Annotated in this window: 15 protein-coding genes; 4 read left to right on the forward strand and 11 right to left on the reverse strand. The window is 52.6% G+C overall.

The genetic code is table 11. The features are described from left to right. Positions 1 to 49 precede the first annotated feature (49 nt). The 4 genes from LW884_04175 to fumC all read right to left on the reverse strand — a co-directional run bounded on the left by LW884_04175 (position 50) and on the right by fumC (position 5,869). The gene (locus LW884_04175) at positions 50 to 1,270 is read right to left on the reverse strand and encodes a SpoIIE family protein phosphatase (GenBank protein MCE3007531.1); all 1,221 of its coding nucleotides are present in this window, start codon (positions 1,268 to 1,270) and stop codon (positions 50 to 52) included. 173 nt (positions 1,271 to 1,443) lie between these two features. Then, the gene (gene pheS, locus LW884_04180; GenBank protein ID MCE3007532.1) at positions 1,444 to 2,466 is read right to left on the reverse strand and encodes a phenylalanine--tRNA ligase subunit alpha; all 1,023 of its coding nucleotides are present in this window, start codon (positions 2,464 to 2,466) and stop codon (positions 1,444 to 1,446) included. 161 nt (positions 2,467 to 2,627) lie between these two features. Further along, on the reverse strand, positions 2,628 to 4,199 hold the full coding sequence (locus tag LW884_04185) for a hypothetical protein (GenBank protein ID MCE3007533.1): 1,572 nt from the start codon (positions 4,197 to 4,199) through the stop codon (positions 2,628 to 2,630). Between the two features lie 245 nt (positions 4,200 to 4,444). Next, positions 4,445 to 5,869, reverse strand: a complete 1,425-nt coding sequence (gene fumC / locus LW884_04190) for a class II fumarate hydratase (protein MCE3007534.1) — start codon at positions 5,867 to 5,869, stop codon at positions 4,445 to 4,447. A 545-nt stretch (positions 5,870 to 6,414) separates the two neighbouring features. Here fumC and bshA point away from each other — a divergent pair. Together bshA and LW884_04200 are read left to right on the forward strand one after the other, a co-directional pair. Then, on the forward strand, positions 6,415 to 7,554 hold the full coding sequence (gene bshA / locus LW884_04195; protein MCE3007535.1) for an N-acetyl-alpha-D-glucosaminyl L-malate synthase BshA: 1,140 nt from the start codon (positions 6,415 to 6,417) through the stop codon (positions 7,552 to 7,554). A gap of 35 nt (positions 7,555 to 7,589) precedes the next feature. Continuing rightward, a complete protein-coding gene (locus tag LW884_04200) occupies positions 7,590 to 7,880 on the forward strand; it encodes a hypothetical protein (protein ID MCE3007536.1) in 291 nt (96 codons plus the stop codon). A gap of 54 nt (positions 7,881 to 7,934) precedes the next feature. Here the strand turns inward: LW884_04200 and LW884_04205 are convergent, their stop codons facing one another. The 7 genes from LW884_04205 to lysA are packed head-to-tail and all read right to left on the reverse strand — an operon-like array spanning position 7,935 to position 14,793. After that, the gene (locus tag LW884_04205) at positions 7,935 to 8,546 is read right to left on the reverse strand and encodes a fumarylacetoacetate hydrolase family protein (protein ID MCE3007537.1); all 612 of its coding nucleotides are present in this window, start codon (positions 8,544 to 8,546) and stop codon (positions 7,935 to 7,937) included. Continuing rightward, a complete protein-coding gene (gene mtnC / locus LW884_04210) occupies positions 8,543 to 9,238 on the reverse strand; it encodes an acireductone synthase (protein MCE3007538.1) in 696 nt (231 codons plus the stop codon). The genes LW884_04205 and mtnC overlap by 4 nt, the downstream gene beginning before the upstream one ends. 25 nt (positions 9,239 to 9,263) lie before the next feature. Beyond that, complete coding sequence (locus tag LW884_04215; GenBank protein MCE3007539.1) at positions 9,264 to 9,797, reverse strand: cupin; 534 nt, start codon at positions 9,795 to 9,797, stop codon at positions 9,264 to 9,266. A 33-nt stretch (positions 9,798 to 9,830) separates the two neighbouring features. Next, positions 9,831 to 10,424 carry a methylthioribulose 1-phosphate dehydratase gene (gene mtnB, locus LW884_04220; protein MCE3007540.1) on the reverse strand — a complete coding sequence of 198 codons (594 nt, stop codon included), beginning with the start codon at positions 10,422 to 10,424 and terminating at the stop codon, positions 9,831 to 9,833. Continuing rightward, on the reverse strand, positions 10,421 to 11,821 hold the full coding sequence (locus LW884_04225; protein MCE3007541.1) for a hypothetical protein: 1,401 nt from the start codon (positions 11,819 to 11,821) through the stop codon (positions 10,421 to 10,423). Before LW884_04225 ends, mtnB begins: the two co-directional genes overlap by 4 nt. A 44-nt stretch (positions 11,822 to 11,865) precedes the next feature. Next, the gene (locus LW884_04230) at positions 11,866 to 13,494 is read right to left on the reverse strand and encodes a CTP synthase (GenBank protein MCE3007542.1); all 1,629 of its coding nucleotides are present in this window, start codon (positions 13,492 to 13,494) and stop codon (positions 11,866 to 11,868) included. 45 nt (positions 13,495 to 13,539) lie between these two features. Then, positions 13,540 to 14,793 carry a diaminopimelate decarboxylase gene (gene lysA, locus LW884_04235; protein MCE3007543.1) on the reverse strand — a complete coding sequence of 418 codons (1,254 nt, stop codon included), beginning with the start codon at positions 14,791 to 14,793 and terminating at the stop codon, positions 13,540 to 13,542. Positions 14,794 to 14,940: 147 nt separating this feature from the next. Between lysA and LW884_04240 the strand changes: the two genes are divergently transcribed. Together LW884_04240 and LW884_04245 are read left to right on the forward strand one after the other, a co-directional pair. Then, complete coding sequence (locus tag LW884_04240; protein ID MCE3007544.1) at positions 14,941 to 15,522, forward strand: tRNA-(ms[2]io[6]A)-hydroxylase; 582 nt, start codon at positions 14,941 to 14,943, stop codon at positions 15,520 to 15,522. Positions 15,523 to 15,656: 134 nt separating this feature from the next. Then, positions 15,657 to 15,985: hypothetical protein (locus LW884_04245; protein ID MCE3007545.1), on the forward strand; the 329-nt coding region annotated here is incomplete at its 3' end.

Raw genomic sequence — 15,985 nt, forward strand, 5'->3', positions numbered from 1 at the left:
CCGTGGGCGGCTACGCTGCCAGCAGGTGGGGGGTGCGGGTTATGGGGTGCTACACGCTGCGATAGCGATAGCCCATCATGGTTACATCATCTATCTGCTCATCGTCGGCTTTCCAGTCTTTCCACACCAGGTTGAAGAGGGCGCGCTGCACACTCATTTTTTCGTGGTGGTTCTCCATTACCAGCTGCTTTAGCTTTTTGGTGCCAAACTTTTTCTGGTCGGGCCCGCCAAACTGATCCACAATACCATCCGAGAACATGTAGAATACGTCTCCATCCTGTGGTTCGATAAGCTGGGTGGTAAACACGCGCTCCTCCTCCAGCTGCTCCCCGCCTATGCTCATCTTATCCGGGTCCACCACATTCAGTGCGCCCTGGTGTACCCAGAAGAGTGGGCGGTTGGCACCTGCGTACAGCACCTCGTCGTCAAACTTGCTGATGACCACGATGCTCATATCCATGCCATCGCGGCTAGGGTTTCGGCCCTCTTCCTCTTCATCTTGCTTCAGGGTAGCCCGCACCTCCTTGTGCAGCTCGCTCAGGATGCGGCCGGGCTGATAAATGCCCTGTTGTAATACAATCTGATTCAGCAGGTTATTGGCAATCAGGCTCATGAAGGCGCCGGGCACGCCATGGCCCGTACAGTCTACTATGGCGCAAAAGACCTTGTCTACTGTGCGCTTGAACCAGTAGAAGTCGCCCGAAACCACGTCCTTGGGCTTGTATATTATAAAGTAGTCGTCCCACTCATCATCCATTTCCTTCTTGCTGGGCAAGATCATCTTCTGTATGCGGCGCGCATACTTGATGGACTCGGTCATCTCTATATTCTTGAACTCAACCTCTTCTTTTTGGGTCATGAGTTCAGAGATGTCGTAGGCAATGCTGAAGTACTTAACCACCTTTCCCGCTGCATCCAGCACTGGGGCTATCAGGACATCTACCCAGTACGTCTGGTAGTTTTTCTTGCGGTTCTGTAGCTCGATGCGCCAGGCTCTGCCAGCGGTAATGGTGTTCCACAGGTCGGTAAACTTGCCAAACTCCGTATAGGAGCTTTGCAGGATGCTTACCTTTTCTCCGATCAGTTCTTCTCTGCTGTACGCGCTAGCTCGGCACAGCTCATCGTTTACGTCCAGGATAATCCCCGCCAGGTCTGTCTCCAGCCACATGGGGCTGGGGTTGAATTTGGCCAGGTGCTCGCCTGTTTTATCGATGATTTGGTGTACGTTTTCGGGCTGACCTTCCTTCTTGAGCAGGAGTAGATCGCTCAAAAGTGCAGCTTTACCCTGGTGCGACTGCCGAAGAAGCTGCTGAATGTGGTCGTAATCGTACATGAGTAGCGTATGGTGAGCGATCGGGGTGCCCGCAGGGCTGTGTGCAGAAGAGTAGGCTGGCGGCCTGAACACTGGCTAAACAGCCTGCCGGGCTGGCTAAAATTATGGAATTATTGGATGCGGGCGAACTGGTGTAGGAAGCGGATATCATTCTGGCTATACAGCCGCAGGTCGGGCACGCGGTACAGAAGCTGTGCGATGCGCTCCACGCCCATGCCAAAGGCAAAGCCGCTGTACACATCGGGGTCTATCTTGCAGTTTTCCAGCACCTGGGGGTCTACCATGCCACAGCCCATTATTTCTACCCAGCCCGTGTGCTTGCACACGGCACAGCCTTCGCCGCCACATATCAGGCAGCTCACATCCATCTCGGCGCTTATTTCGGTAAAGGGAAAATAGCTGGCCCTTAGGCGTATACGCTGGTTTGGGCCGAACATGGACTTTACAAAATAGCCCAATGTTTGCTTCAGGTCGGCCAGGCTAACGTTCTTATCTACCACCAGACCCTCTACCTGGTTAAAGTAGCAGTGTGCGCGGGCGCTGATGGTTTCGTTTCGGTACACGCGGCCCGGCGCCAGTATGCGTATGGGGGGCTGCTGGCGCTCCATTACCCGCACCTGCACGCTGCTGGTGTGGGTGCGCAGCAGCCAGTCGGGGTTCCGCTGCAGGAAGAACGTGTCCTGCATGTCGCGGGCGGGGTGGTTGGGCTCAAAGTTCAGGGCGCTGAAGTTGTGCCAGTCGTCCTCTATCTCTGGCCCGGCCTCCACGGTGTAGCCAATGCGGGCAAAAACATCGATGATTCTCCGCTCGGTGTCGTAGATGGGGTGGCGGGCGCCCGTTCGGTAGGGGCTGGCGGGCAGGCCCAGGTCCTCGGGCTGGCCCTGCACCGGGGCATGGGCCTGCAGCTGCTGCTGTGCCTCGGCATAGCGAGCCTCCGCCAGCTGCTTCAGTTCATTCAGCGGCTTGCCTAGCGGAGCCTTATCGGGCCCAGGCAGCTGCCTAAAGGCCTCGAACAGGGCGGCGATGGCGCCCTTTCTGCCTGTGTACTGCTGCTTGAAACGCTCCAGAGCGGCGGTATCGGATAACTCGGCTGCACACACGGCTTTCTCGAGTTCTTTTATCTTATCTAACACATCGCAAAAAAACGAAATTCTGCTTTAGATCGAGACATGGGGGCGTGGCAACCCGGATTCGATTGTCGAGCGACAAAAACCTTGAGTATTAAAACGGGCATGCCGAAGTAACAGCACAACTGACTTGTGCAAACATGCCTCCTTTAATGTGCGAACTAACTTTAGAGGAGAGACGTCCCGTCCCTTGAATCTGAGCCAGCAGGCAGAACAACCGCTGTATCGATTCGATCAGGCACCGTCCAGCGCTTCTTTATGTACCAAAATAGCCACAGACATGGTAAAAATAAAGCGGCACCTATCCCGTAAAACCAAGTCTTCATCCAAGGACCGTGAAAGTTTAACCACAGCTGTGACTGATAATGGTTGGGAGTCAATCCTTCTGACCACTCGTTAATGTAAACCCAGAAGCCAGAGAAAATAATGCCCAATCCAAGTAGTAGCGCAGTAAAAAACAATTGCCTCTTATGAGAGATCGAAATGGATTGAATTACTAGAAGGCTGAACAAGGGAATAAAAAATGTAATTCTCCGAGATTCACTGTCTAGTAAAAAAACAAAGAAGAGGCCTGTTACTAATATAAGTGAGTTATTAAGTTGTGAAATTTTTTTGTAGAAATTTTTATTAAAAACAAGGATCATCAATACAAATGAACCGTAATATAAAAAATGGGCCACAAAAGAGATTCCAGGGTTAACAAGCGGGATAAAGAACAAAATAGCAGGAAGATTCCAGAGTTTACCGCCCTTTAGATCAAGGATAGATTTTTCGCTACCTGAAGAAATTGAGTCAATAATTATTGACCTAAACAAAACCATGGCCAGCAAACAAACAAATACAATTGCAATCTTTTTCTGAAATTTGAAAGAAGCCATTGCAGTCAGCATTAATTGAGACCATTTTTTGTGAAGAAAAATCAAATAGCCAACATAAATTACAAGCGAAAGGGGCAGAAGATAGAAATTAACAGGTTCTGTGTGCGAAAATGGAGGCCTCCTATTTTGATTAAAAAGAGTATAAACATAGTAAGCCCAAAATAGAGTGAAACAAAGAATAAATGCAAACATCAGAAACTTATATACGATCGTCAACCTACTTCGAAGACTGTAATTATATTTGTCTGATTTGTCAAGATCTAGAAACAAAATTAATGGAAGAACAAACAGAAATGCGGCCGGATGTGAGAATAGAATAAGAAAATAGATGCCCAGCATCATCCAAGTTTTTGCCTGAATTACATGGAAGTATACTGCGGTAATAACTAACATGCTAACAAAAATATCCGTAAAAAGAGGGTCATAGCCAAATACCCGAAAAAATGAAAAATTCAGGAAACATACAATTAATGTCCACAATATTTGAACATTATTCATGCCAAAATGAGCCCCGAGTTTTCTAATAATCAGAAAAATTATTGTCATCCATAATGCGTTCAAAAACAAATGGGTCTGTGTCATGGATTTTACATCTCGGGTTGAATCCACTAATCCTACCTGAGAGAATGCCTTCTCTGCATAATGCGCTATTCGGGGTAAGAGCATTCTGCCAAGCCAATAGCTCTCGAATTTTCTATCCCTAAATTCTTGTTCACTTGAACGAGCCATGGTATAGTAGAGAAATCCATCTGAACCCACCCCTCCATTGATAATTTGCTTTTCAGAATTAAGGTTATACAGCAAAAAAACTGCTATGTATAGACCAAAAAATAGGCCAATTTGATAATTAGAAATTTTCATTTTCTTAGATTTACATCGAAATAGAGACCGTTAGTGGCCATAATTAAACACTGGGCATCCTATATGTAGAGCACCTGTGTCTTCGGCTTCTGGTTACAATCTTCATGCTCTAAGCCTCCTTCTCTATAGTGGATTTTATGGCACAATAGGCAAGAGGTAGCCTATGCCTGATAGATTGAAGCCCTAAGGTATTCGCTTACTTCAAGCTTGTCTAAGCTGGCAGCTGTCCCTCCTATACAGAAAATTTATAGCTCGCCCACCATATCTGCGGGCACCACGTAGCGGGCAAACTCCGCTTCGGTCAGGTAGCCCAGGGCCAGAGCGGCCTCTTTCAGGGTAGTGCCCTCTTTATGCGCCTTCTTGGCTATGGCCGCGGCTTTGTCGTAGCCGATGTGGGTGTTCAGGGCAGTTACCAGCATCAGGCTGTTGTTCAGGTGCTTGTCTACCATGGGCAGATTGGGTGCTATGCCTACGGCGCAGTGGTCGTTAAAGCTGCTTACTGCATCGGCCAGCAGGCGTGCACTGGTCAGCACATTGTGGATGATCAGGGGCTTGAATACGTTCAGCTCAAAGTGGCCATTGCTGCCACCCACGCTCACAGCCACGTCGTTGCCCATTACCTGGGCACACACCATGGTCAGAGCCTCGCACTGGGTGGGGTTCACCTTACCGGGCATAATGCTGCTGCCTGGCTCATTTTCGGGGATCAGGATCTCGCCTATGCCGGATCGGGGGCCGCTGCTGAGCAGGCGGATGTCGTTGCCGATCTTCATGAGCGAAACGGCTACGCGCTTGTAGGCACCGTGTAGCTCTACCAGGGCATCGTGGGCTGCCAGGGCCTCAAACTTGTTTTCGGCAGAAACAAAGGGCAGGCCAGTCAGCTCCGCTATCTTCTGGGCCACCAGGGGCGCATAGCCCTTGGGGGTATTGATGCCGGTGCCTACGGCGGTGCCACCCAGGGCCAGCTCGGCCACGTGTGGCAGGGCATTGCGCAGGGCAGCCAGGCCGCGGTCCAGCTGGGTTACATAGCCGCTAAACTCCTGGCCCAGGGTGAGGGGGGTGGCATCCATGCAGTGGGTACGGCCTATTTTCACCACCTTCCACATCTCGCGGCTCTTCTGGTGCAGGGTGCCACGCAGCTGCTCCAGGGCGGGCATCAGGGCCTCTACGGTTATTTTGTAGGCGGCTATGTGCATAGCCGTGGGGAAGGTGTCGTTGCTACTCTGGCTTTTGTTTACATCATCATTGGGGTGTATGGGGCTTTTGCTACCAACCTGGCCACCCAGCTGCTCTATGGCGCGGTTGCTCACCACCTCATTCACGTTCATGTTGCTCTGGGTGCCGCTACCCGTCTGCCAGATAACCAGGGGGAAGTGGCTGTCCAGCGCACCGGTCAGGATTTCATCGCACACGGTAGCAATGGCCTGGGCTTTTTCCGCAGGCAGCACGCCCAGCTGGGCATTGGCCTGGGCAGCAGCCTTTTTCAGGTAGGCAAAGGCGTGAATAACCTCGATAGGCATGCGATTTTTACCACTAGCCTGGCCGATCCGGAAGTTCTCCAGGCTACGCTGGGTTTGTGCGCCCCAGTAGCGATCTGCGGGCACTTGCACTTCGCCCATTGTATCCTTCTCAGTGCGGTAAGCTTGCGTTTCAGACAGATTTTTAGACATGGTATTTGGCGTATACATGCCCGTAAAGTTAGGCAATGGCGCATAGGGGTGCAACGCTATCTTCCTGGATCTTACACCCGCCCGGGCGGCTACCTGCCCTGCTGCTGCTCCCCGGGGGGCCTCCGCGCTGCATGCCTAACCAAGCAGCAGCCAGGCGGCCAGGGCACAGCCAAGTGTGAACAGCACAAGTCCGATTCCGGTACGATTCAGGCCCATCCTGCGCCGGTGGTACGTGCGTTGCCATTGCACCTTTGCGTTGTCGCATTCCATCTGTAGCAGGTTCCGGGGTTCCATTGCTCTACTCAAATCAAAACGTCTATCGGTCCAAACTACGTATCCCCAGCAATTATGGTGCCAGGTGCCCGCCGGATGGTTTGTATTCATGCCTGAATCGCCTGATAAAAAACCTGTATTCACAAAATCTGCATCTGTGAGCACGCGGTGCCGGTGGTAGCTGATATTTACGCAGCTTTTGAAACTTTTTTGGGGCGCAGCAGGCTCTTCTGTGTATGGAGTCTTTGCCACACAGGGCGCTCAGGATTGGCATGGTCTGTTATCCCACCTATGGGGGCAGTGGGGTGCTGGCCACCGAGCTGGGCAAGGCCCTGGCCCAGCGGGGCCATACGGTGCACTTCATCACCTATAAGCGGCCTGTGCGCCTGGAGGGGTTCAATGAGCATGTATTTTACCACGAGGTGTATGCAGAGGATTATCCGGTGTTCGACTTTCTGCCGTATGAGAGTGCACTAACTAGCCGCATAGTGGATGTAGCCCGCTACGAGCAGTTGGATGTACTGCATGTGCACTATGCCGTACCGCACGCCAGCGCCGCCTACCTGGCGCACCAGATACTGAAAAGCATGGGCCAGTACCTGCCCATCGTAACCACCCTGCATGGCACCGACATTACCCTGGTAGGCAAGGAAGCCAGCTACGAGCCTGTGGTAACCTATAGCATAAACCAAAGCCACGGGGTAACGGCTGTATCTCACTACCTGAAACAGGCCACGTATGAGAACTTCGAGATAAAACGAGACATAGAGGTGATCCACAACTTTGTGGACCTGGCACGCTTCCGCTCCAACCGGGCGGAAAACAAACTGCGCCAGGTGCTAAGCCCATGTGGCAATACGCGCGTGCTAATGCACGTGAGCAACTTCCGCCCAGTGAAGCGGGTGCACGATGTGCTGAGCCTTTTTGCACGCCTACGCAAGGAGCTGCCAAGCAAGCTGGTGTTTGTGGGCGATGGCCCCGAGCGCCCGGGCCTGGAGCGGCGGGTGCGCGAGGAACACTTGTCTTGCGACGTGCTGTTTCTGGGCAAGCAAGAGGCGGTGGAAGACATACTGCCCGCCGGAGACTTGTTCTGCATCCCCAGCGAGCAGGAGAGCTTTGGCCTAAGTGCCCTGGAAGCCATGGCCTGTGGCATGCCCGTGCTGGCCAGCCACGTGGGCGGCCTACCCGAGGTGGTAGCCGATGGCATAAGTGGCAGGCTGGCACCCGTGGGAGACCTGGATGCCATGCTGGAGGGCGCGCTAGACATACTGGCCGATGATGCCCGGCTGGTAGACTACCGACTGGCGGCCTATGCCCGCGCGCAAACTTTTTCGCTACCCTTTATCGTTAACCAATATGAGGCGTGTTATTTTCGTGCCGCCTCGTTGGCTGCGGTGCCCTCTCCCTCCTGAACTCCGGGGGTGTCCTACTGATACTTACTATGGGCTTGCTCAAGTTTATTATTGTAACGCTGATTATCTACCTGAGCCTACGGGTGCTGTGGCGGATATTTGGTGCGCGCATACTAAGGTATCTGCTAAGGCGTGTAACCCGGAAGATGGAACAGAACTTTTGGCAGCAACAAAACCAGCAGCAGGCCAGGTATGACCGCCACTATGAGCAAGAGCTAAACCTGAACGCTGAGGTAAAGCTGAAAGTACCCCATCGGGAAAAGCGGATGAAAAGCACCAAAGGAGCAGGTATAGAGGACGTACCCTACGAAGAAATACCGGAGTAACGGACGGGGTGTGGGTGTGGCCGCCCTGAAAGGCCGACGGCGGCATCGGGCAGGCTACTTAATATAAAAATCCAGTAGCTTCCGGCCATTTAAGAAGCCCTCCAAGTGGTCGCCTATCTGCACAGGGCCCACACCGGCAGGGGTTCCGGTAAAAACAAAGTCGCCAATTTTAACCAGAAAGTACCGGCTAGCGTGCTCCATGATCTGCGGGAGGGTAAAAAGCATCTCGTCGGTATGGGCCTTCTGCCTTGTCTCCCCATTTACCCGTAGCTCAAAATCCAGGCGATATGGATCGGGGAAGGCCTCGAGCGGCAACACCTCACTTACCGCCGCACTGTCATGAAAAGCCTTGGCCTTCTCCCAGGGTAGGCCCTGCTGCTTACAGGTTTCCTGTACATCCCGGGCCGTGAAGTCAATGCCCAAGCCTACCCCATCTATATAGGGTAGCGCATGCCGGGCGGAAATGTACTTTCCCTTTTTCCCTATTCGATAAAAGACCTCGCACTCATAGTGTACCGCCTGGGTCCACTCGGGTATATAGAAGGGTTTGTTTTCTCTCAATAGGGCACTATCTGGCTTAATAAACAGCACCGGCTCACTGGGTACAGTGGCACCCATCTCGGCAGCATGCTGGGCATAGTTTCGCCCTACACAGATAATCTTCATACGGCGGCCGGTTCTATTTGAGTAAAGTCGGCTGCCGTATGGTGCAGGTGGCTGGCCACGGTGCCGGGCCGAACCAGCTGGCAGGTACGCATGCCTGTAGCCCGGGCAGCATCCAGCTCTGCCTCCACATCACTCAGGAAGAGGACCTCCGACCCCGCCAGCCCTACATGCTGTAGAATGCGGGTGTAGCTGTCTGCTTCCTTTTTGGGCCCGATGGTGGTATCGAAAAAGAAGGAGAACAGGGGCGTAAGGTCTCCGGCCTCGGTGTGCGAAAAGTATAGGCGCTGAGCATGAACCGAGCCGCTGCTGTAGATGCCGAGTGCATAGCCCGCTGCCCTCCAGGCTTGCAGGCAGCTTGCCACCTCGGGATACAGGTGGCTTATAAAGTCTCCCCGATCGTAACCTTCTTCCCAGATTAATCCCTGCAAGCTTTTCAGGGCTGTATGCTTTCTGTCTGCCCGCAGCCACTGTTTCAGGTGGTCTACGGCCTGTGGCAGATCTGGCCGGGTACCTGTTTCCTTCTCCACCGTGCAGGCAGCATCATTCAGCAGGGCCTGCACCACAGCCGCCTGCCCATGGCGTAGCAGATAATCATCCATGTGCTGGAGGGCGTAGGGAAAAAGCACGTCGTGCACAAAGGAAACCGAACTGGTGGTGCCTTCAATATCGGTCAGAATAAGCTGGAGGGCCATTTGTAAGGAGAATCAGAGCGGATTGTTATGCCTTAGGGTCAGCCTGGTAGCGCTGGGCCAGGTCGCTACCCGTATAGTGGGGCACCCAGCCGGTAGGGTCTATAAAGATTCGGATGGCCTTCACGTAGGGTACGGGCTCCAGGTCGAACCAGTGCCGGGTGTGCGCAGGCACGCTGATGAGGTCGCCGGCCTCGCACTTTACACAGAACACGGGGTTCCCCTCCAGGTGAAACCAGAAATACCCACAACCTGCCACAAAGAAGCGAACCTCATCTTCGGTATGGGTATGCTCTGCCAGGAATTTATTTCGCAGCTCCGCCAGGTTTGGCATCTCCGGATAGATATTGATCACGTCGGCCACCTGGTAGCCATTGGCCTCCATATAGGGCCGGAGCACGGGCTCATAGGCCGTCAGTACTTCTTCCTGGGTAGCTTCCCGGCGTATAACTTGGCTGGCCTCCCAGCGGTCGTGCCAAACGCCTCGCTCATTCAAATACGCCTGGATCTCAGCAAAGGACCGAAGGGTCTGCCGCGTGTCGGGTATGTGGAGGTTTGCCATATAGAATCCATTAAACGAGTAAACGGTAGATAACTAAAAATCGAGCCTCAATGCACAGGCGAACAAAAATTCCAACACTTCCGTTTGCCTTTTCGCAGCTGCCACGCTGCCCGCCCAGGTATACATACCATGGCCGCGGAGTAGAAAAGCATGCGTGTGCGGATGCAGGGTCAGGTAGTGGCCTACTTCCTCGGCCAAGCTCGGTATATCTTGGCTATTGTCAAAAACAGGCACGATCTCGCGGTGCGCGTGGGTGCTCACACCCTCCAGTCCCTTCAGCATTTCATAGCCTGTAAGTACCACGGCATTTTCTGCTCGCATACTCAGCACGGTATTCGTTACCGTATGGGTGTGCAGCACACAGTTCGAAGACGGATATAGGCGGTAAAGTAGGGCATGCAGGGCTGTTTCGGCACTTGTTTTTATTTCCGGATCGGCTACGGGCCTACCCTGCAGGTCCGTTTCTATCAGGTCGATTTCCCGAAAATACTGCTTATCCACCCCGCTCCTGCTGATAAAAAGGCGATCGGGCCGGTGAGGCACGCGCATGCTGTAGTTGCTGCTGGTAGCAGGCGCCCAGCCCTGAGCGTGCAAGAATGCAATGACCTCCAAAAGCTCCGTATTCATACTGTCAGATCATTAGTAGTTAATCTTCGCTGCTCGATCAGCTGTCTCTGTTTCATTCTGAAGCTAACAGAGACATTTCGTCCTTTGTGATACAAGATATAAAGACCGGTGATGAGAAAGGGTAAAGCGGGTATCTTATAGCGAACCAGGTTGCCAAAGTTTCCGCTCGATATTCCTACAAAGATGCCAAATAATAGACTAGATATGAAAGCAAAAATCAGATACGGATCCTTATAGATGATGCGAAAGGCACGGCCCAGCCCCACGTACCAGAGAACGAAAAGAATGAATCCGAGAACAGCGGCACTCTCCAGGGCTGCCATAAACATAAGAGGATTTTTGGCCTCCCACATCCAGGGCCTCAGATAGGTAGCAACCAAGGCCGTAGGTGCCACCGAAAGTAGGCCGAATAGGTCGGGCTCATACTTGGGTATATGATATGTGCTGCCTGTTGTACGCGTGTAGTAATAAGACTGCTCCAGATCATGTTGTTTCCCCTGCGCCTCCAGCAAAAAGTCAGCCAGTGTATTCTTATCCGTGGAGACCAAGCTAAGTATAAAAAAGGCAGATATAAGTACCAGGGGCAAAAGAACCGGACTTAATACGGCAAGACTATTTCTCCTTATAGTACTTTGGATCGTTGATTGGTAACAAAATATGAACATGGATGGAATAAAAGAATAGGCAATGTATGGCTTAATATTTAGCACAGTATAGGCGCAGAGAACAACTATAAGGACAAGGAAAATCTTCCTAAATTTGCTGCAAAAGAAATAGAAAAGTGCATAAAGGAATATACCCATTGCACCTAAAGTAATAGAGTCTTTTAGAATTCCACTCCCCCAAATGATCGTGGAAGGTGTGAGATAAATGAACAACACTATATTTTGCTGGGCCATAGGATATAATCTAACAACAACCCGATAGAGACACCACAACCCTAAATGACTAAAGAAGGCCATGTATAGGGCTAGTCCAAAATAGGTCTGGATAGAAAGCAGGCATAATGGCACCAAGAGTTGCACAACAAAAAATGCCCTTTCGTCATTCATATAGATAACCCCAAAAACGTCGTGTCTGGACCTTATCTGCAATAAAAATTGCCTTGCTTCCAGGCTATTTAGATCCAGGCTCCCCCAAAGCCTCAGACCACTAACAGGATCTTCTAGCAAGACGGATGATATCGCCTGAGCGCCCTGAAAATAGACGTAGGTATCTCCCCCTTCATAGTACAAGGCATAGATAATACCGAGGAGAAGCGCACCTGCGGCTTTTACAAGAAAGCCACGGACAAACCATTTTCTAGAAATGGGATCACTCTTGTATCTATTTCGGGCAACTAGCTGACAAATAAAAAGCAGAAAACCAAAGATGACCGGAGTTGCAACAAACTCCATCGGTCCTCCTAAGTATACTTTTAGCAGATGCACGCTCATTGGCCCTATTGCATCTGCTGTAGCTTATATTGGTGCGCAGCGGCTACAAAAGCTCGGAAGAGCGGGTGTGGCTCCAGCACAGTACTTTTATACTCCGGGTGGTATTGTACGGCAATAAAAAAGTCGAGGCTTGGGTTTTCCATGATCTCTACCAGGTCATTATCCGGGTTGATGCCGGAAAACTGAATACCTTCCCCTTCAAATTGCGTACGATACTGATTGTTAAACTCGTAGCGGTGGCGGTGCCGCTCTGTAATTCTCTCTTTCTTGTAAATTTTGTGTGCCAACGTGTTTTTCTTGATGGCACAGTTGTAGGTCCCCAGGCGCATGGTACCACCCAGCTGGGTTACCTGCTTCTGGCTTTCCATCAGGGCTATAACCGGATGTGGGGTTTTTGCGTCAAATTCCATGCTGTTTGCCTCATTGAGGCCCAGCACATTACGTGCAAATTCGATAACCGCCATCTGCATGCCCAGGCAGATACCCAGAAAGGGTATATTCTGCTCGCGGGCAAACTGGATGGCATGGACCTTCCCTTGCGTGCCCCGATCTCCAAAGCCGGGAGCAACCAATATGCCCTGTGCATGGCCGAGCAGCCGCCTCACATTCTCCTGCTGCAGGTCTTCGCTGTGTATGCGCTCTACAACCACTTTTAGCTCATTGGCCGCACCTGCGTGCACCAGGGCCTCCAGAATGCTTTTATATGCATCTGCCAGCTCTACATACTTTCCCACGAGGGCAATGGTTATCGTATCTGTGGGATTTTTCAGCCTATGCAGAAAATCCTTCCATACAGTCAGCTCCGGCTCCTTACCCAGCTGGGGCAGGCTTAGCTTGTTGAGCACCACCTTGTCCAACCGCTCTTTCTTTAGCAGCAGGGGTACCTCGTAAATGCTGGAGGCATCCATACTCTCTATAACCGCATTGGGCTGCAGGTTGCAAAATCGGGCAATCTTCTGCTTGATCTCTTTGCCCAGGGCATGCTCCGTGCGGCACACCAGTACATCGGGCTGAATGCCGCTCTCCAGCATTTGCTTTACACTGTACTGGGTAGGCTTTGTCTTCAGCTCGCCTGCTGCAGCCAGGTAGGGCACCAGGGTAAGGTGTAGAAAAATCGCGTTCTTGCTCCCCAGCTCATAGTGCAGCTGGCGTGCCGCCTCTATGTAGGGCAGGCTCTCAATATCCCCTACCGTACCGCCTATCTCCGTGATCACAATGTGATACTCCCCCGTCTCGCCAAGCAGCAGGATCCGGCGCTTTATTTCGTCGGTAATGTGCGGTACCACCTGCACGGTCTTGCCTCCGTACTCACCATTGCGCTCTTTCTGGATAACACTTTGGTAGATCCTTCCGGTGGTTACATTGTTTGCCTGGCTGGTATGTATGTTCAGGAAACGTTCGTAGTGGCCCAGGTCTAGGTCCGTTTCGGCACCATCCTCGGTTACATACACCTCGCCATGCTCGTAGGGGTTTAGGGTGCCGGGATCTACGTTGATGTAGGGATCAAACTTCTGGATGGTAACGCTGTAGCCGCGGGCCTGTAGTAGCTTGGCGAGCGAGGCAGAGACAATGCCCTTGCCCAGGGAGCTCACTACGCCCCCTGTTACGAAGATATACTTGGCCTGTGCAGACATAGGTTGTAATGAGTTTGACAAAATTACAACCTTATTTTCCAATGGCTATGCCTGTATCGGATCTTTCAGTTTTTCCAGCACAATCTGGTTGCGCGTCAGGTCTTCCAGTGTTTCGGCCTTGCGAATCAGGTGCGCTTCTCCCCCGTATAGCAGCACCTCGGCAGGGCGCAGTCTGCTATTATAGTTACTACTCATTACATAGCCGTAGGCTCCTGCATTGTGTATAGCCAGGATGTCGCCCTCGCGCACCTCATTCAGTGGGCGGTCTGCACCCAGTGTATCTGTCTCGCATATGTATCCCACTACGGTATAGATGCGGGTAGTGCCCTTCGGGTTGCTCACATTTGTTATCTGGTGGTAGGCATCGTATAGCATAGGGCGAATCAGGTGGTTCAGTCCGCTATTAACTCCTACAAAAACGGTGCTCACCGTTGTCTTGATCATGTTGGCCGACACGAGCAGATAGCCCGCCTCGCTCACCAGAAACTTTCCGGGCTCAAACCATAGCTCCAGCTCGCGCCCATATTCTTCGCAGAAACCACGAAACCGCTCGGCAATCTTTTTGCCAAGGCGCTCTACATCGGTGTAAATATCTGCGGCCGAGTAGGGCACACGAAAGCCTGAGCCAAAGTCCAGGTACTTCAGGTCCGGAAACTCAAAGGCAGCCTCCAGCATTACGTCGGCAGCTGCCAGAAACACGTCCGCATCCAGGATATCCGATCCGGTGTGCATGTGTAGGCCGTCGATACTCATGCTGTGTGCCTGTACAATGCGTAGGACATGGCGCAGCTGGTGGATGCTGATACCAAACTTACTGTCTATATGGCCGGTGCTGATCTTGCTATTTCCGCCGGCCAGTATGTGGGGGTTCAGGCGGACACATACGGGTACGCTACCCCCATAGGCGTGGCCAAACTGCTCCAGGATGGTGATGCTGTCGATATTGATGCGCACACCCAGCGCTGCAGCCTGCTGATACTCGCTGAACGAGACCGCGTTGGGCGTAAACAGGATCTCCTCGGGCGCAAAGCCTGCCTGAAGGCAAAGCTCAATCTCCTGGATAGACACGGCATCTATACCACTGCCGCAGTTTCGGAGCAGCCGAAGGATATTCAGGTTCGAGAGGGCCTTGCAGGCGTATTTTATATGCAGGTCTACACCCGGAAAAGCAGCCTTCAGGCGCTGGTATTGCGAAGTGATTTTCTCCGCATGATACACATATACCGGGCTGCCATACTGCTTTACGATTGACAGGGCAGGCACGTCTCCTATTACATACTGTCCGTTTACAAGTTCCATTACCAATACACAGTTAAACTAAACACCAACCTGGCGATGCCCCTGGCACAAGCATGCCAAAGGCGGCGCAAATTTCCGGATTTTTTTACCGGTATCAAAAGACCCTGTCCGTAGGGGACGAAATGCTTGTTTTGGCTACTTTTGTGTATGCTGGGCCTAAGGCTAAAAACCGACCTTCGCTGGGCTGCGCTAGCCGAGCACAACCTGCAGGCGCTCCTGGTAGACCATGCCTACTGCGAGCAGAAAGCTGCCAGCAGTGCCATTTCGCTGATTGTGCACTTTCCGGAGCACGCCCCACTGGTGCAGGCCATGAGCCGGATAGCGCAGGAAGAGATGTTGCACTTTGAGCAGGTGCACCAGAAACTGCTGGAGCGGGGCTGGAAGCTGGGGCGCGAGCGAAAAGACCCCTATGTGCACGACCTGATGGCCTTTGTACAGAAAGACAAGGGCCGTAGCCAGCTGCTGCTGGACCGCCTGCTGTTTGCCGCCATGATAGAGGCCCGCAGCTGCGAGCGCTTCCGCCTGCTAAGCACAACCATAGCCGACCAAGACCTGCGCAGCTTCTACCACGAACTGATGGTAAGCGAAGCCAACCACTATGTAACCTTCCTGGACCTGGCACGCACCTACTGCGGACGCCAGGCCGCAGACAGCCGCTGGCAGCAGTGGCTGGCCTACGAGGAGGAGGTCATCACACGGTATGGCCACGCCCCCACGATGCATGGCTAGCCGTCTATTTTAATAGACAACCCTGGGCCTGTAAGGGGCCGCCATTTGGATAGGCTAGAGGAAGTGGGCCGCTGAAAATCATCTGGCATGCTTTTGGCAGCAGCTTGAAGGTAGAAACCTGAGCATCAGAAATCATGAAGGCTATCAACTCAATTCCCGTACTGGCGCTGGCCGCCCTACTCGCCCTGGTCAGCTATCCGGGCCAGGCTAAAGCAGACGTAGCGGGCGGGTGCTACGAGACCCAACGGATATGGAAAGAGGGCTACTGGCGCGTGAGCAGCCGTGGCCAGGTATGGATACCGGGCCGCTGGATAAGCAGGCAGGTAGCCGTACCCTGTCCACCCCCTGTCTACCCGGCTCCGGGTGGCCGTCCGGTGGTAGTTAGGCCCCATGATTACCCACCAGCTGCCCCCGCCCCCAGCATGGGCCCACAGGAGTATCAGGCTGTGCTGGCCCAGCTATC

This window comes from Bacteroidota bacterium (genome assembly GCA_021300195.1).
Lineage (GTDB): Bacteria > Bacteroidota > Bacteroidia > J057 > JAJTIE01 > JAJTIE01.

Excerpts from the sequence above, each read along its gene's own strand:
- LW884_04215 (MCE3007539.1), bottom strand. The coding sequence starts at position 9,797 with ATGGCAAACCTCCACATACCCGACACGCGGCAGACCCTTCGGTCCTTT.
- mtnC (MCE3007538.1), bottom strand. The coding sequence starts at position 9,238 with ATGGCCCTCCAGCTTATTCTGACCGATATTGAAGGCACCACCAGTTCG.
- LW884_04240 (MCE3007544.1), top strand. The coding sequence starts at position 14,941 with ATGCTGGGCCTAAGGCTAAAAACCGACCTTCGCTGGGCTGCGCTAGCC.
- LW884_04185 (MCE3007533.1), bottom strand. The coding sequence starts at position 4,199 with ATGAAAATTTCTAATTATCAAATTGGCCTATTTTTTGGTCTATACATA.
- LW884_04230 (MCE3007542.1), bottom strand. The coding sequence starts at position 13,494 with ATGTCTGCACAGGCCAAGTATATCTTCGTAACAGGGGGCGTAGTGAGC.
- bshA (MCE3007535.1), top strand. The coding sequence starts at position 6,415 with ATGGTCTGTTATCCCACCTATGGGGGCAGTGGGGTGCTGGCCACCGAG.
- LW884_04225 (MCE3007541.1), bottom strand. The coding sequence starts at position 11,821 with ATGGAGTTTGTTGCAACTCCGGTCATCTTTGGTTTTCTGCTTTTTATT.
- mtnB (MCE3007540.1), bottom strand. The coding sequence starts at position 10,424 with ATGAATACGGAGCTTTTGGAGGTCATTGCATTCTTGCACGCTCAGGGC.
- LW884_04205 (MCE3007537.1), bottom strand. The coding sequence starts at position 8,546 with ATGAAGATTATCTGTGTAGGGCGAAACTATGCCCAGCATGCTGCCGAG.
- fumC (MCE3007534.1), bottom strand. The coding sequence starts at position 5,869 with ATGTCTAAAAATCTGTCTGAAACGCAAGCTTACCGCACTGAGAAGGAT.
- lysA (MCE3007543.1), bottom strand. The coding sequence starts at position 14,793 with ATGGAACTTGTAAACGGACAGTATGTAATAGGAGACGTGCCTGCCCTG.